General features: G+C 70.9%; 13 protein-coding genes and 1 pseudogene. 9 read left to right on the forward strand and 5 right to left on the reverse strand.

Going from position 1 to position 15,520, the window contains the following annotated elements:
- Positions 1–74: 74 nt before the first annotated feature.
- Positions 75–314 (forward strand): annotated as a pseudogene (locus ACQPZW_RS06100) (hypothetical protein); the annotation flags it as partial.
- Between the two features lie 1,739 nt (positions 315–2,053).
- Here the strand turns inward: ACQPZW_RS06100 and rpsT are convergent.
- A complete protein-coding gene (gene rpsT / locus ACQPZW_RS06105; RefSeq protein ID WP_433793848.1) occupies positions 2,054–2,320 on the reverse strand; it encodes a 30S ribosomal protein S20 in 267 nt (88 codons plus the stop codon).
- Between the two features lie 167 nt (positions 2,321–2,487).
- Positions 2,488–3,492, reverse strand: coding sequence for a phosphotransferase (locus ACQPZW_RS06110; protein WP_433793849.1), 1,005 nt, complete (start codon positions 3,490–3,492; stop codon positions 2,488–2,490).
- Positions 3,493–3,545: 53 nt separating this feature from the next.
- On the opposite strand from ACQPZW_RS06110, the gene ACQPZW_RS06115 reads away from it, so the two are divergent.
- The 4 genes from ACQPZW_RS06115 to ACQPZW_RS06130 all read left to right on the forward strand — a co-directional run bounded on the left by ACQPZW_RS06115 (position 3,546) and on the right by ACQPZW_RS06130 (position 7,301).
- Complete coding sequence (locus tag ACQPZW_RS06115; RefSeq protein ID WP_433793850.1) at positions 3,546–4,079, forward strand: DUF4240 domain-containing protein; 534 nt, start codon at positions 3,546–3,548, stop codon at positions 4,077–4,079.
- A 79-nt stretch (positions 4,080–4,158) separates the two neighbouring features.
- Positions 4,159–4,968 carry an MOSC domain-containing protein gene (locus tag ACQPZW_RS06120; protein ID WP_433793851.1) on the forward strand — a complete coding sequence of 270 codons (810 nt, stop codon included), beginning with the start codon at positions 4,159–4,161 and terminating at the stop codon, positions 4,966–4,968.
- Between the two features lie 88 nt (positions 4,969–5,056).
- Positions 5,057–6,937, forward strand: a complete 1,881-nt coding sequence (lepA, locus tag ACQPZW_RS06125; RefSeq protein WP_433793852.1) for a translation elongation factor 4 — start codon at positions 5,057–5,059, stop codon at positions 6,935–6,937.
- 82 nt (positions 6,938–7,019) lie between these two features.
- Positions 7,020–7,301 (forward strand): GlsB/YeaQ/YmgE family stress response membrane protein, encoded by a 282-nt coding sequence (locus ACQPZW_RS06130; protein ID WP_433793853.1) that lies wholly within the window; start codon positions 7,020–7,022, stop codon positions 7,299–7,301.
- 282 nt (positions 7,302–7,583) lie between these two features.
- On the opposite strand, the gene ACQPZW_RS06135 is transcribed toward ACQPZW_RS06130, so the two are convergent.
- The 3 genes from ACQPZW_RS06135 to ACQPZW_RS06145 all read right to left on the reverse strand — a co-directional run bounded on the left by ACQPZW_RS06135 (position 7,584) and on the right by ACQPZW_RS06145 (position 11,053).
- Positions 7,584–9,224: a diguanylate cyclase gene (locus ACQPZW_RS06135; RefSeq protein WP_433793854.1), complete on the reverse strand. Its 1,641-nt coding sequence runs from the start codon at positions 9,222–9,224 to the stop codon at positions 7,584–7,586.
- Positions 9,225–9,337: 113 nt separating this feature from the next.
- Complete coding sequence (locus tag ACQPZW_RS06140) at positions 9,338–10,198, reverse strand: hypothetical protein (protein ID WP_433793855.1); 861 nt, start codon at positions 10,196–10,198, stop codon at positions 9,338–9,340.
- A 90-nt stretch (positions 10,199–10,288) separates the two neighbouring features.
- The gene (locus tag ACQPZW_RS06145) at positions 10,289–11,053 is read right to left on the reverse strand and encodes an enoyl-CoA hydratase-related protein (RefSeq protein WP_433793856.1); all 765 of its coding nucleotides are present in this window, start codon (positions 11,051–11,053) and stop codon (positions 10,289–10,291) included.
- A gap of 31 nt (positions 11,054–11,084) precedes the next feature.
- On the opposite strand from ACQPZW_RS06145, the gene hemW reads away from it, so the two are divergent.
- The 4 genes from hemW (at position 11,085) to ACQPZW_RS06165 (ending at position 15,517) form a co-directional block, all read left to right on the forward strand.
- On the forward strand, positions 11,085–12,284 hold the full coding sequence (gene hemW, locus ACQPZW_RS06150; RefSeq protein ID WP_433793857.1) for a radical SAM family heme chaperone HemW: 1,200 nt from the start codon (positions 11,085–11,087) through the stop codon (positions 12,282–12,284).
- Between the two features lie 126 nt (positions 12,285–12,410).
- On the forward strand, positions 12,411–13,433 hold the full coding sequence (gene hrcA / locus ACQPZW_RS06155) for a heat-inducible transcriptional repressor HrcA (protein ID WP_433793858.1): 1,023 nt from the start codon (positions 12,411–12,413) through the stop codon (positions 13,431–13,433).
- Between the two features lie 34 nt (positions 13,434–13,467).
- Positions 13,468–14,604 carry a molecular chaperone DnaJ gene (gene dnaJ, locus ACQPZW_RS06160; RefSeq protein WP_317788074.1) on the forward strand — a complete coding sequence of 379 codons (1,137 nt, stop codon included), beginning with the start codon at positions 13,468–13,470 and terminating at the stop codon, positions 14,602–14,604.
- Between the two features lie 178 nt (positions 14,605–14,782).
- A complete protein-coding gene (locus tag ACQPZW_RS06165) occupies positions 14,783–15,517 on the forward strand; it encodes a 16S rRNA (uracil(1498)-N(3))-methyltransferase (protein ID WP_433793859.1) in 735 nt (244 codons plus the stop codon).
- Positions 15,518–15,520: the final 3 nt, after the last annotated feature.

A 15,520-nucleotide genomic window follows, 5' to 3' on the forward strand; every position in this document is an offset into this window, starting at 1 on the left:
GCATCAGACCGTGCGTCCGGGGTACGGAGGCGTGCTATGAGCCAGGACGTGCGTGCGGGGTTCGGAGGCGCGCGATGACCCGCACCATCCGTGGGCGCCGTCCCGAGTCGGCGCACCCACCGCTCTACGCCCGCATGCTGCGGCTGCGCCACCTGGCGCCGAGCGGCCTGCTCTGCTTCGTCTTCCTCGAGGGCGCCGTGGTCCTCGGGATCCTGCTCGCCCTGGCCGAGTTGGTCAGCTGGTGGGGCGTGGTCGTCCTGCCGGTGACCGTTGCGCTGATGGTCAAGTTCAACGACCTGGTCGCCGGCGCCATCACTCCCCGACCGGTCGCCACCGAGACGACACCGGCCCGGACCGCCGTGTTGCGCCCGGCCGCGATGTTCACGGCCGGGGCGGAGGCCGCGGCCGGCGATCAGGTCGGCGCCGTCCGGCCCTCGTCTGCCGAGAGCGAGCGGAGTAGTGCGTTCGGGCCGGTGGGGGCGGCGTTCACCCGTGTGCCCGCTGGGCCGGCGCGGTCCGGCGACTGGTCCGGGGTCTACGGCTCTGCCTCTGCCGACCGGCCCGGTGTCTATGGCTCGGGTCCCACGGAGAGGCCCGGGGTCTACGGTTCGGTGTTCGCTGACCGATCTGTCGGTTATCGTCCGGTCTCCGGGGCGAGGGCGGGTGCCTACGGCTCGTCCGCCGGGGAGCGTGCGGATGCCTACGGCTCGTCTCCCGAGGAGCGGGCGGGCGTCCCTGGTTCTTTCGCTGGGGAGCATGCGGGTGCCCATGGCTCGTCCGCCGGGGTGCGGGCGGGCTCCTATGGCTCGTCCGCCGGGGTGCGGGCGGGCTCCTATGGCTCGTCCGCCGGGGTGCGTGCGGGCGCCTATGGCTCCTTCACCGGGGAGCGTGCGGATGCCTATGGCTCGTCTTCCGAGGAGCGGGCGGGCGTTCCTGGCTCTTTCGCTGGGGAGCGGGCGGATGCCCGTGGCTCTCTTGCCGGGGAGGAGGCGGGGGTCTACGGCTCGTCGCCGGAGGAGCGGTCCGGTGCTCGTGAGCAGGGCGCCGACGAGCGGTTCGGTGCTTTCGGGCCCGACTCGGACGTGCGTTCCGGTGGACGGCCGGGCGGTTATGAGCCGGGTGACGGGGCCGGTGGGTACACACCGAGCGCCGCGCCGCTGACCGGTGGGTTCACGCCTGCCGCCATGCCGCTCGGCAGCGGTTATGCCCCGATCGTCTCGCCGGAGCCGTCCACGCTCGGATACGAGCCGGAGATGTCGGCTGACGGCATGTCGGAGGTCCCGGCTGTCGGGTATCCGGGGTCGTATTCGCGCGGGGTCTCCGGAAGCGGCTCCTCGGCCGGTGCCGCGGGACACGGCGACGAGAGCCAGCGGCGGGTGCGCTCGACCGTGGAGCCGGCGGTGGAGGAGCCCAGGGGCAACCACGCGCCGATCCGGCGAGCGTGGGCCGACGAGCTCGACGTGCGGCAGCAGATGGCTCGCCAGGCGGCATCCCGTCGGTACGAGTGAGCTCAACATCGGCTGAGTTCAACATCGGCTGAGTTCAACATCGGCTGAGTTCAACATCGGCTGAGCTCAACATCGGCTGAGCTCAACACCGGCTGAGCTCAACACCGGCTGAGCTCAACACCGGCTCGGCGGCCGTCCGTCCTCGATGCAGCGCGGTGGCCGCCTCAGTCGCCTGACTGGATTTCCGCGTGCGTGGGGGCGGCAGCCGCGGGGGAGACGTCACTGAGTCGGATCAGGCCGCCCACCTGATGCCTGCCGTTCGGCGGGCCGCTTCGGTGCACGCGTGGCGATCCGCTATCTGATGGGAGACCTTTGACACGTCACTCACGGCTGTCAGCTCGCGAGCGGGACGACGTTGTGCGGCATCTTCGGGGCGCGTAGGGCGTACCAGAGGAGGGTCGGGCTTGAAGGAAAACGAAACCGGGCACCGTCACGAACCGTGAGGTCCGGCGGTGCCCGGGTTTGTCCGAGCCGGCCCGCCTCGAAGGCGGGCGTGGGCCATCAGCCGCGTCCGTGCGGCTGTGACCTGATCCAGAACGAGCGGATCAGGCGGACAGCGCGGCGATCTTCTTGGCGATGGCCGACTTGCGGTTGGCCGCCTGGTTCTTGTGAATGACGCCCTTGCTGACGGCCTTGTCCAGCTTGCGCGAAGCGTCACGCAGCAGCGCGGTGGCCGACTCGACGTTGCCCGAGTCACTCGCCTCGTGCAGCTTGCGGATCACGGTCTTCAGCGAAGACTTGACCGACTTGTTGCGCAGACGGGCCTTCTCGTTCTGCCGGTTGCGCTTGATCTGGGACTTGATGTTCGCCACGCGACAGCCTTGTCCTGACTAGTTCGGAAGAAATGGTCTCAACGAGTGGTCACTGCGCGGCCGTCTCGAAGCCGGCGGCGAGGCCGGTGCGGGAGACAACTGCGTGTCACCACACGCGAGGAACCAGGTTACCAGCATGCCAACGAGCCGCCAAAACGGCTCCGGCTTCAGCGGCGGAACCAGCGTCGCCGGACGGGAGCGCCGTCCCATCCGCGGCGCTCGGCGAGCCAGGCCAGCGCCTGCTCGCCGCTGAACCGCTGATGCTGACGGCTGTGTGGCGACGCGCTGCCCGGGCCGTCCCCGGCACGGGTCAGCCAGTACCCGGCCAGCGCGGCCAGCGCCCCGTCCACCCCCTCGTCAGGGGCGCCCCAAGCACGCAGCACGGCGTCGGTGTCCAGGCCGCTGGCGTACGCGCTGACCAGCAGCGTCACCGTGTCGAACCAGGGTGCGCCGAGACACGGCCACGTCCAGTCGCACAGCCAGGCCCGGCCGTCCCGGTCGACGAGCACGTTGTCGACCCGCAGATCGCCGTGGCACAGGCCCTCCCCGGCGGTCAGCGGAGGCAGCGCGCGTTCGAGTCTCGCCAGGTCGGCGAGCCGGTGCGGGGCGATCGTGGACAGGGCCGGCTCGGGCATCGGCGCACGGCGGGCGGCGATCAGCGACCACCAGGACATCTCGTCGCGCAGGATGTCCGGAAGCGCCGGCACGCCGATCTCGAGCAACGGCGGCGACGGATACGCCAGTGCGGTCGCCGCCGCCGACCAGGTCCGCAGGGTCGCGTCCAGGTCCTCCTGTGACCATGGCAACGCCGGGATCCGCCCGTCGATCGCGGGCAGGCAGAGCACGAACCAATCGGAATCGGTCATGGTCCAGAGGGGGCGGGCGGCGGTCACCTCCGGGGGCAGGGCCGTGGTGAGGGTGGCCTCACGGGCGTACCACTGGGACACCGGGTCGTTCAGCGGCGCCGCCTTCGCGAACACGCTGGTCCCCGCCTCGGTCTCGAGCACGGCGGCGAAGGACCGGGTGAAGCCGCCGCCTGCGCTGCGCGCGGCCGAGACCGGCGATCCGAGACGCAGGCCGATCGCTTTGCGCAGCCCGTCCGGCAGGTCGGACCAATCGGGGCGTACGGCCGTCGCGTCGTACGGAACATCGGGCAGAGTGATCGGCCGCATGACTCCATCCTGCCGCCCGCGAAAACGTCGTACCCCACTGGCAGGATCGCAGCATGCGAACCGACGATTTCTGGGCGGTCATCGACCGCGCGACCGCCGACCGGCCGGCCTCGCCCGCCGAGGTGGCCGAGCGTGCCGTCGCCGATCTGGCCTCGCGCGATCCGGAGGAGATCGTCGCGTGGGGCCGTCACCTCGACAAGGTGATGGTCGCCTCCGGCACGGAGGACCTCTGGGCGGCGGCCTATCTGATCAACAGCGGAGCTGACGAGGCCGGGTTCGACGCCTTCCGCGGCTGGCTCATCGCGCACGGCCGCAAGGCCGTCGCCGCCGCCGTGCAGAAGCCGGACGTGCTGGCCAACGTGGTGGTGATCAAGGAGGCGGCGGACACCGGCGCGGTCTTCGAGGCCGAGGAGGTGCTCGGCATCGCCGCCCGGGCCCATGAGGAGGCGACCGGTCAGCCGCTGCCCGTGGAGGAGCGGCCGTCCCACCGTCCCCTGGTGGCCGATCTGTGGGATTTCGACAACGAGGACGAGATGCGGCGTCGTCTGCCACGCCTGGCCGCCCTGTTCCTGGAGCCACCGGACTGAGCTTCCCGCGTCCCGGCCGGCGTGCCGTCTGCTGGGAAGTGGGTCGAGCCCGCGGTCGCGGAGCGGCGAGACTCGCGGCATGAGTGATGAGTCGGGGACGATCGCCGCGGTCAGCCGAAACGGTGCCTACACCTTCACCAAGCCCAACCGGGACGAGATCGTGCTGGTGGCGGGCCTCGGTGTGGAGGGTGACGTGCACGCGGGGGTGCACGTGCGGCACCGCCATCGGGTGAAGGTGGATCCCACCCAGCCGAACCTCCGGCAGGTGCATCTCATTCAGGCCGAGCTGTTCGACGAGGTCGCGGATAAGGGCTTCGAGGTGCCCGCCGGCGGGCTCGGGGAGAACGTGACGACCCGCGGCCTCGACCTGCTCGGCATGTCGCCGGGCACGATCCTCCGCTTCGGCCCGCCGGGCGGCGTGGGGAACGGCGGGCCCGGTTCGAGCAGCGTCGGGACCGGGGCTGCCGGCTCGAAAGGGGTGGCCGACGGTGCTGCCGGACCGCCTGGGGTCGCCGACGGCGACGCCGGGTCGGGTGGTGGGAGCGACGGGCGGGTGGCCCTGGCCGGAGTGCTCGCGGCCGCGGAGGCGGCCACCCTGGACGAGGCGACGGCGCGGGCCGCGGCGGCCGTGGCGGCGGCGGCCGGGCGTGATGCCGGTGACGATCCGCGCCCGGCGGTCGTGCTGGCCGGGCTGCGGAATCCGTGTGTGCAGATCAACGGGTACCAGACCGGGCTGTTGAAGGAGGTTCTGGCGCAGGACGCCGACGGCAACGTGGTTCGCAAGGCCGGGGTGATGGCCGTCGTGCTGCGGGGTGGGGTGATTCGCCCCGGGGATCCGGTTGTGGTCGAGCCTCCGCCGGGTTCGCCCGTGCCGCTGGAACGGGTGTGATCGGACCTGCCCTTCCGGGCGTGGGACGATAGGGGGCGTCGGCCGTTGAGTCGGCGCCCGCAGCCAAGCCCGAGAAGAACGGAAGACCGTGCCTGGACCGCTCGACCCCGGCGTGAACGTGATCGGATCGACCGATCCCAGCCGCATCCGCAACTTCTGCATCATCGCCCACATCGACCACGGCAAGTCGACGCTGGCCGACCGGATGCTGCAGATCACCGGGGTGGTCGACCCGCGCCAGATGCGCGCGCAGTACCTCGACCGGATGGACATCGAACGCGAGCGCGGCATCACCATCAAGTCGCAGGCCGTGCGCATGCCCTGGACCGTCCGGGAGGGCGACAAGCAGGGCGACACCGCCGTTCTGAACATGATCGACACCCCGGGGCACGTCGACTTCACCTACGAGGTGTCCCGCAGCCTGGCCGCCTGTGAGGGCGCCGTCCTGCTCGTCGACGCCGCGCAGGGGATCGAGGCGCAGACCCTCGCCAACCTGTACCTGGCGATGGAGAACGACCTCCGCGTCATCCCGGTGCTCAACAAGATCGACCTGCCGGCGGCGCAACCCGAGAAGTACGCCGAGGAGCTGGCGAAGCTGATCGGCTGTGAGCCGTCGGACGTGCTCCGGGTGTCCGGTAAGACCGGTGTCGGCGTGGATCACCTGCTGGACGAGATCGTGCGGCAGTTCGTGGCTCCGGTCGGTGACGCGGCGGCTCCGGCCCGCGCGATGATCTTCGACTCGGTGTATGACGTGTATCGCGGCGTCGTCACGTACGTCCGCGTGATCGACGGCCGGATCGAGGCCCGCGACAAGATCAAGATGATGTCGACCGGCGCCGTGCACGAGCTGCTGGAGATCGGTGTCGTCTCGCCCGAGATGGAGAAGGCGACCGCGCTCGGGGTCGGTGAGGTCGGCTATCTGATCACCGGCGTGAAGGACGTGCGCCAGTCGAAGGTCGGCGACACGATCACCGGCAACATCCGGCCTGCGAAGGAAGCGCTCGGCGGCTACAAGGAACCGCAGCCGATGGTCTATTCGGGTCTCTACCCGATCGACGGCTCGGACTATCCGGCGCTCCGTGACGCTCTGGACAAGCTGAAGCTGAACGACGCGGCGCTCACCTACGAGCCGGAGACGTCGGCGGCCCTCGGGTTCGGGTTCCGTGTCGGCTACCTGGGCCTGCTGCACCTGGAGATCATCGGCGAGCGGCTGGAGCGCGAGTTCGGGCTGGACCTGATCTCGACCGCGCCGAACGTGGTCTACCAGGTGTTCACCGAGGACGGGAAGGACTCGATCGTCACCAACCCGAGCGAGTTCCCGACCGGCAAGATCGCCGAGATCCACGAGCCTGTGGTGAGAGCCACAGTTCTGGTGCCGAACGAGTATGTGGGCGCGGTCATGGAGCTGTGTCAGAGCCGCCGAGGCAGCCTGCTCGGCATGGAGTACCTGTCCTCCGAACGGGTGGAACTGCGCTACACACTCCCGCTGGCCGAGATCATCTTCGACTTCTTCGACCAGCTGAAGAGCAAGACCAAGGGGTACGCGTCACTCGACTACGAGCCCTCCGGCGAGCAGGTGGCCGACCTGGTCAAGGTCGACATCCTGCTGCACGGTGAGCCGGTCGACGCCTTCAGTGCGATCGTGCACAAGGACAAGGCGTACACCTATGGCACCACCATCGCCGCCAAGCTGCAGAAACTCATCCCGCGGCAGCAGTTCGAGGTGCCGATCCAGGCGGCCATCGGCAGCCGGGTCATCGCCCGCGAGACGATCCGGGCGATCCGCAAGGACGTGCTCGCGAAGTGCTACGGCGGTGACATCAGCCGGAAGCGCAAGCTGCTGGAGAAGCAGAAGGAAGGCAAGAAGCGGATGAAGATGGTCGGCCGTGTGGAGGTTCCACAGGAGGCCTTCATCGCCGCGCTGTCGACGTCGGACACCGGTGACACCAAGGGGACAACCAAAAAATAGGGCGGTTTGATTTCTCGGGGCGTCGGGAACTCTGGGGCTCGACGGACGCAACCAACAAGCTCCACCCCCGAGGAGGATCCCGATGGAACTCACCCTTACCGGCATCATCGTCGCCCTGATCGTCGGCCTCATCATCGGTGCTCTCGGCCGCCTGGTCGTGCCGGGCAAGCAGAACATCCCGCTGTGGCTGACCCTGGTCGTCGGTGTTGTCGCCGCGCTGCTGGGCACCGTGCTGGCGCGGGCGCTCGGCGTGGCCGACACCAAGGGCTTCGACTGGATCGAGCTCTTCTTCCAGGTCGTCCTGGCCGCGATCGGTGTCGCCCTGGTCGCCGGCACCCGTGGCCGTCGCCACCTGACCCGCTGACGCGCGGTCTGACCAAACGCGAGAAGCCGGCCCCAGCGATGGGGCCGGCTTCTCGCGTTCTTCGTCTTCCGGGTCGCCGATAGAGGACCGGCCGGGGCGAAGGGTGTACGGCCCCAGCGGACGGCCGACCTCACGAAGGGGTACGGGCCGGCAGAACCCGGCCCGGTAGAAACCCGGCCCGGTGAAGAAGTACGGCTTGGCAGGAGAGCCCGCTGGGCGAAAGCGAGCGGCCCGGCAGCGGGGTCGGTCGGGCGGAGCCGGAGGGTGTGGCGGTCGCGGGAATCAGTAGCGGAACTTGTCGCGGGCGCTGCGCCGGTTCACCCAGGCGGGTAGTTCGCCCTGGTGCTCGTGGTGCGGTGCGGGATCGGTCACGGCGCCGCTGTTGCCGACCGGCCTCAGCGTGACGACCAGGCCTTGGACGAGGCGGTCGTGCCGCAGATCCCGGTACGCCATCGCGACGAACACGTGGGTGCCGTCCGGCCGGGACAGGGCGCAGTAGACCGTGCCGTCGCCCTCGGTGCGCAGGGCCCGCCGTACCGCCGCCCGGTCGTCTGAATGAACCAGATCGTCCAGGGCGGTGAGCGGCGGCAGGTCGCCGCCGCCGGTCAGACGTCGCAGGCCCGGGCTGGCATAGCGGATCCGGTGGTCGGAGTCGACGACCGCCATGATCTCCGCGGTGTTGCCGGTGACGGCCCGCAGGTAGAGATCGCTGTCCCGCCGGCCGACCGCCTCGACCAGGGTGATCCGGTCCAGGGCCAGGGCGGTCTCCCCGGCCAGCACCTCGAGCGCGTCGCGGCCGGCCGTCAGGGCCTCCCGCCGCCCGGTGATGACGAGGGCGCCGCCGCTGGGCCGGGCCACCGCGAGCGGTTCCAGCCGGAGCGGGCAGATCAGGGTGCGCTCGTCCGCGGCGGCCGTGCCCGTCCACCAGCTGCGGGTCCCGGCGTCGGCGGGCGCCGCCGGCAGGCCCTCCGAGGACAGCCGCCCGTCGTCGGTGGCGAGGATCACACGGCGGACGCTGCCGGTCGGGAGGAGCCGGCTGACCGCGGCGCGGACCGCTCTCTCGACGGCCGGCGCGTCGGCGGCCGCCACCAGCGCGGTGTTGGCGGCTCGTAGTCCACGTTCCCGGGTGAGGGCCTGACTGTGCTGCTGGACGGCGTCGGCCAGCCGGGTGATGGTGAGCAGCAGGGTGATCGCGCCGGTGACCGCGATCACCACGCCGTTGCGCACCGGCCCGGAGAGGGCCTCGATGATCAGCACGCACGGCGGGGTGGCGGCGGAGAGGGCGAGCAGGATGGTGTCGCGGAACCGCCACGGCGACAGCCGGGCCGGCCGTGGCTCGGTCAGCCCGGTCATCGACGGGTGCAGCGCGGACAGCCCCCACGCGAGGTAGAGCAGCACGTAGGCGGACTCGGCGGCCGGGCTCTCGCCGCTGAGCGGATAGAACACGTCGCCGGCCAGCATGCCGGCCGAGCCGGTGACGAGCAGGATCGCGGCGACGTTGCGGTGGTCGGCGGCCACCAGGCGCACGGCGACGCCGAGCAGGAGCAGATCGCCGATCACATCGGCCGGGGAGACGGTCTGGAAGCGGGTGTCCACGCTGATCACGAAGACCCAGACGACGAGCATGCCCGCGCAGGCGAACGCCACCAGGTCGATCAGGCGGGCCCGGTCGACCAGGAGCGCGCCACCCCGGGTGAACTGCAGCAGGCTCAGCGCGACGAGGGCGAACATCACCAGGTAGGCGGTGTCGGCGAAGGGCATCCGGTCGTACGCGTAGAAGACGTCGCCGATCGCCAGGGTGGCCACCGCGCCGGCCAGGAGCAGCCAGGGCGCACGCCGGGCCGGGCGGTGCCGGTGAACGCCCCACAGGATCGCGCCGGCGCTGCCCGACCCCAGCAGGATCCACTCGATCGCCCTCAGCACGACCTACTTAGTACCAGGGTGGTTGCGCAGTGTCCATGTGGATGTATACGTAGCGCTACCACTCTCGGGCATGCGAGACATTACGGCTAGTCACCGATACTTCCAGAGTTGTCTCAATGGAACACCTCCGCGACGACCTTCGCTGTACCGGCTCCGCTGCCGTCCGTGACCGGCTGCCACTTTCCCTCGGGTGCGTGCCATTCGAGATCACCGAAACGTACCCGTTCGAGACCGGTCGCCGAGGCGTGCGAGACCAGCCAGTGCGCGAACCGCCACCCGACGCTCGCGTCGGCGACCTCGACCGTGAGGCCGGCCGCCTCGGCGCTGCGGGCCTGGCCGGTGAGTTTCTTGCCCCAGTCCAGCTGGAGGCTGCTGAACAGCGCGGCGGCCGCCTCGGCGCCGCGCACCGCCGGAACGTCCGGCACGACGCACTCCACGGCGCCGGTGGCACGGCCGGTCAGCGCGGCGGCCAGCACCTTGGACTCGTCGGCCCACTTCTCGTAGGCCTCCGGGTAGGCGGACCGCTGCACCCGCTGGGCGGCGTCGGTGACGCGCATCTCCTCCCAGCCCTTGACCTTCTTGAGAGCGGCGTAGAACCTGCCGGCCGAATAGCGCGGGTCCTTGATCTGCTCGACAGTGCCCCACCCCTGGCTGGGCCGCTGCTGGAAGAGGCCGACCGAGTCGCGGTCGCCACTGTCCAGATTCTCCAGTTTCGACTCCTGGAAGGCGGTGGCCAGCGCGACGACGATCGCCTGCTCCGGCATGTTGCGCCGGACACCGATCGCGGCGATGGTCGCCGCGTTGGCCATCTGCGCGGTGTCCAGGGTGACCTGACCGTCGGCGCGGACCGTGCACTCGGGACCGAGCACGGGCAGCGTGATCGAGCCGGCCAGATTGTTGATCAGGACGACCACGCCGGCCACCACGGCCACGGACAGCAGGGCGATCAGGCCCACGATCGGCTTCGCGCGCACCCACCCCTCCTCTGCCGCCGGACGCCAAGCCTAGACAACGAGCGCCCGTGGCCCGGCGTCACTGTGGCCGGGGGCACCCGACCGGGGCGGTCAGTGGATCCAGCTCGGATCGCGCTTCTCCCGAGCCGCGGCCACGCCCTCCCGGCCCTCGGCGGACTTGAAGTATCCGGCCGAGCGGTGCGCGAGATCGGCCAGGTCGGCCCGGATCGAGTCGGCCCTCGTACGCCGCAGAAGTTGCTTGGTGCCGGCGAGCGCGAGCGGGCCGCCCCGGACGAGCGAGGCGCAGTAACGCTGCACCGCGCCGTCCAGATCGTCGTCCGCGACGGCCGCGGTGACCAGGCCGATCTCGGCAGCCCGGGCGCCGTCGAAGACGTCACCGGTCAGATAGAGGTCGGCGGCGGCCCGGGGCGACAGCCGCGGCAGCACGGTGGAGCTGATCACCGCGGGGATCACGCCGAGCCGGACCTCGGTGAAGGCGAAGGTGGCCGACCGCACGCAGACCGCGATGTCGGCGGCGCCGATCAGGCCGAGGCCGCCGGCCCGGGCCGGCCCGGCGATCCGGGCGATCACCGGCTTGCCGAACTCCCAGAGCACGGCCAGCACGTCGGCGAGCATCTCGGCGGGCAGCCGGTCACCGGGACCGGCCGCGGCGGTCTCCTTCAGATCGACGCCGGAGGAGAAGACCGGGCCCTCGTGGGTGAGAACCACCACACGGCTCTCCGGGTCGGCGGCCGACGCGGCGAGCGCGTCCAGCAGCTGCCCGAGCAGCGCGGTGGAGAGCGCGTTGCGGTTGGCGGGGTTGTCGATTGTCATCGTGGTCACGCCGGCGGCGGTGACGGTACGGACCAGATCCATGCCGGAACTGTAAGACGTGCACACTTGACGGATGGCCGGCGCACTCCCCGATGGCGAACCCGTACCCACCGACGGGTCCCTCCCCGACGAAGCCACCCGCGAGGTGGGCAAGAACGGGTTCGCCGTCTACGTGCACGTCCCGTTCTGCGCCAGCCGCTGCGGGTACTGCGACTTCAACACCTACACGGCCAGCGAGCTGGGCGGCGGGGCGAGCCGCGACGAGTACGCGGAGACCGTCCTGGCCGAGCTGGCCCTCGCGGCCCGGGTGATCGAGCCCGGCCCGGTCGACACCGTCTTCGTCGGCGGCGGCACACCCACCCTGCTCGACGCCGGTGATCTGGGCCGGATCCTGGAGGGCATCGACCACACCTGGGGGCTCGCCCCGGGCGCCGAGGTGACCACCGAGGCCAACCCGGAGTCGGTCGATCCCGCCTACCTACGGCAGCTGCGGAGCGCCGGGTTCACCCGGATCTCGCTGGGCATGCAGTCGGCGGCCGACAACGTGCTGCGGGTGCTCGATCGCAGGCACACCGCCGGCCGTGCCCCGCAGGCCGCGATCGAGGCGCGGGAGGCCGGCTTCGAGCACGTCAACCTGGATCTGATCTACGGGACGCCGGGGGAGAGCCCGGACGACTTCGCGCGCTCGCTGCGGAGCGTCGTCGACGCCGGCGTGGATCATGTGAGCGCCTACGCCCTGATCGTCGAGGACGGCACGAGGATGGCCGGGCGGATGCGGCGGGGCGAGCTGCCCTACCCGTCCGACGACGTGGCCGCCGACCGTTACCTGGCCGCCGAGGCGGCGCTCAGCGAGGCCGGCTTCGGGTGGTACGAGGTGTCCAACTGGGCGCGGCCGGGCGGGGAGTGCCGGCACAACCTGCTCTACTGGACCGGCGCCGACTGGTGGGGACTCGGGCCGGGCGCGCACAGCCACGTGGGCGGCGTGCGCTGGTGGAACGTCAAACACCCGTCGGCGTACGCGAAACGCCTGGCCGAAGGGATGTCGCCGGGGCAGGCGCGGGAGCTGCTGACCGACGCCGACCGGCACATGGAGGACGTGATGCTCCGGGTGCGGCTGCGGGACGGCATCCCGCTGGACCGGGTCGACGCCACGGGCGCCGCGCAGGCCCTGGCCGACGGGCTGTTGGAGCCGGGGGCGTACGAACAGGGGACGCTCGCACTCACCCTGCGGGGCCGGCTGCTGGCCGACGCGGTCGTCCGCGACGTGCTGTAAAGGCCGGTCTGACCCGTCCGGCCCCGAAATCCGAGGCCGGTACGTACTTTCGATCATCGCGCTGCGACCGCCCGCGACGTAGACTGGCACTCTATTAGCGGGAGTGCCAGCAGGGGGAGGGGTCATATGAGTCTGGATGACCGCAAGCTCGAGGTGCTCCGGGCGATCGTCGAGGACTACGTCGAGACCCAGGAGCCGGTGGGCAGTAAGGCTCTGGTCGACCGGCACAAGCTCGGCGTCTCCCCGGCCACTGTCCGCAACGACATGGCGGTGCTGGAGGAGGAGGGCTACATCCGGCAGCCGCACACCAGCGCCGGCCGGGTGCCCACCGACGCCGGCTACCGGCTCTTCGTCGACCGGCTCACCAAGATCAAGCCGTTGAGCCCGGCCGAGCGCCGTGCCATCGAGCGGTTCATGGTCGGCGCCGTCGACCTCGACGACGTGGTGCACCGCACCGTTCGCCTGCTGGCCCAGCTCACCCGCCAGGTCGCCGTCGTTCAGTACCCGAGTCTGTCCCGCTCCACGGTCCGCCACCTGGAGCTGGTGCCGATCTCCACCACCCGTCTGATGCTCGTGATGATCACCGACACCGGGCGGGTCGAGCAGCGGCTCGTGGAGATGCCCGGCCCGGTCGCCGACGGCGAGGTGTGGGAGCTGCGACTGCGGGTCAACGAGAAACTGGCCGGGCAGCGGCTCGCCGACACCCCCCTCCTCGTGCAGAAACTGGTCGAGGAGTCGGCCCCCGAGCGCCGCGCGTCGATGACCTGCCTGGCGTCGGTTCTGCTGGAGACTCTGGTGGAGCGGAGTGAGGAGCGCCTCGCCCTGGCGGGTACTGCCAACTTGACACGCGGGGGTGTGCTGGACTTCCAGGGCACGCTGCGGCCCGTTCTCGAGGCTCTCGAGGAGGAGGTCATCCTTCTGAAGCTCATCGGCGATCTGGAGCCCCGGACCACCCGGGTCCTGATCGGTGACGAGAACCAGATCGACAACCTGCGGTCGGCGTCCGTGGTGAGCAGCGGTTACGGACCGGGTACCACGATCGTCGGGGGGCTCGGCGTGCTGGGCCCCACCCGGATGGACTACGCCGGCACTATCGCTACCGTTCGTGCAGTGGCACGCTACGTTGGCGACCTGTTGGCACAGAATTGACGGATTCGCGCAGACATTGAGGACTCCAAACCCCGTGGCCAAGGACTATTACGGAATTCTCGGTGTGAGCCGGGAGGCAACCGACGACGAGATCAAGCGCGCCTACCGCAAACTCGCTCGGCAGTACCACCCGGACGTCAACCCGGATCCGGAAGCGCACGAGAAGTTCAAAGAGATCAACGCGGCGTACGAGGTGCTCTCCGACGACCAGAAGCGGCAGATCGTCGACCTCGGCGGCGACCCGCTCGCGCCGGGCGGCGGCATGCCCGGTGGAGCCGGTGGCGCCGGCCCGTTCGTCGGCTTCCAGGACATCATGGACGCGTTCTTCGGCACGGCCGCGGGCGGTGGCTCCCGTGGCCCGCGCCCGCGCACGCGTCCCGGCGCCGACGCGATCCTCCGGCTCGAGCTCGACCTGGTGGAGACCGCCTTCGGGGTGGAGGCGCCGATCACCGTCGACACTGCGGTCCTCTGCACCCAGTGCTCCGGCGCCGGCACCGCGCCCGGCACCCACCTGTCGACCTGTGAGGTCTGCTCCGGCCGCGGTGAGGTCCAGTCGGTGCAGCGCACCTTCCTCGGCCAGGTCGTGTCGTCCCGTCCCTGCCAGAACTGCCAGGGCCACGGCACGGTCATCCCCAGCCCGTGCCCGACCTGCGCCGGTGACGGCCGGATAAGGACACGCCGCTCGCTCACCGTCAAGATCCCGGCGGGCGTCGAGGACGGCATGCGGATCCGCCTGGCCCAGCAGGGCGAGGTCGGCCCCGGCGGGGGTACGGCCGGCGACCTGTATGTGGAGATCCACGAGCGGCCGCACGACGTCTACTCCCGCAAGGGCGACGACCTGCACTGCCGCGTCACCCTGCCGATGACGGCGGCGGCTCTCGGCACCCGGATGACCATCAAGACTCTCGACGGCGAAGAGAACATCGAGGTCAAGCCGGGCACCCAGCCCGCCAGCACGCTGCGCATCCGGGGCAAGGGCGTCCCGCACCTGCGTGGTCAGGGTCGCGGCGAGCTCTTCGTGCACCTCGACGTCAAGACGCCGACCAAGCTCACCGCCGACCAGGAGCGGATGCTCCGTGACTTCGCCAAGACCCGTGGGGAGGACGTCGCCGAGCTGAGCAAGCAGGGCGGGTTCTTCAGCCGCATGCGGGACGCGTTCAACGGTCACTGATCACCTGCGCTGATCACCTGCGCTGATCACCTGCGCTGGTCATCTGGGCGCTGATCAACTGTGCGCTGGACGCCGGGTGTGCCACCTCGCACACCCGGCTTCCTCCTGCTCCGATCATTCCGCGGGGAGAGGTCGGGCGGGAGCCGCCGGCTGGGTTGCGTTCGGTAGCGTTCCGGGAATGTCCGCGCCGCTGTTCCTGGTCGAGAGCCTGCCCACCGGATCGTCGTTCACCCTCGACGGGCCGGAAGGGCATCATGCCGCCACCGTGCAGCGGCTGCGTGCCGGTGAGACGTTGATCCTCGCCGACGGCCGCGGCGGCACCGCGCGGGCCGAGGTGACCACGGTCGGGCGCGGCAGCGTCGACCTGGCGATCCTCAGCGTCGCCGGGGAGCCGCCCGCCGACCCGCGCCTGGTCGTCGTGCAGGGCATCGCCAAGGGCGACCGTGGTGAGCTGGCCGTGCAGGCGATGACCGAGGTCGGCGTGGACGAGATCGTGCCGTGGGCGGCGTCGCGGTCGGTGGCCCAGTGGCGTGGCGACCGGGGAGCCAAGGCCCGCGACAAGTGGGCGGCGACCGCTCGGGAGGCCGCCAAGCAGGCCCGGCGGTCGTGGCTGCCGGTCGTCGGCGGGGACCCGGACTGCTCGACCAGGCAGGTCGCGGCCCGGTTGTCGGCGGCCTCGGGGGCGTTCGTGCTGCACGAGGAGGCCACCGAGCGACTGACCACGGCCGAGCTGCCCGACTCCGGAGACGTCGTGCTGGTCGTCGGCCCGGAGGGCGGTGTCAGCGACGCCGAGCTGGAGGCCTTCCGCGAGGCCGGGGCGATGCCGGTGCGCCTCGGGGCCGAGGTCCTGCGTACCTCGACCGCCGGCGTCGCCGCTCTCGCGGTGCTCGCCACCCGCCTCGGCCGCTGGTGACGG

It is taken from the genome of Actinoplanes sp. CA-252034 (assembly GCF_050956125.1).
Lineage (GTDB): Bacteria > Actinomycetota > Actinomycetes > Mycobacteriales > Micromonosporaceae > Actinoplanes.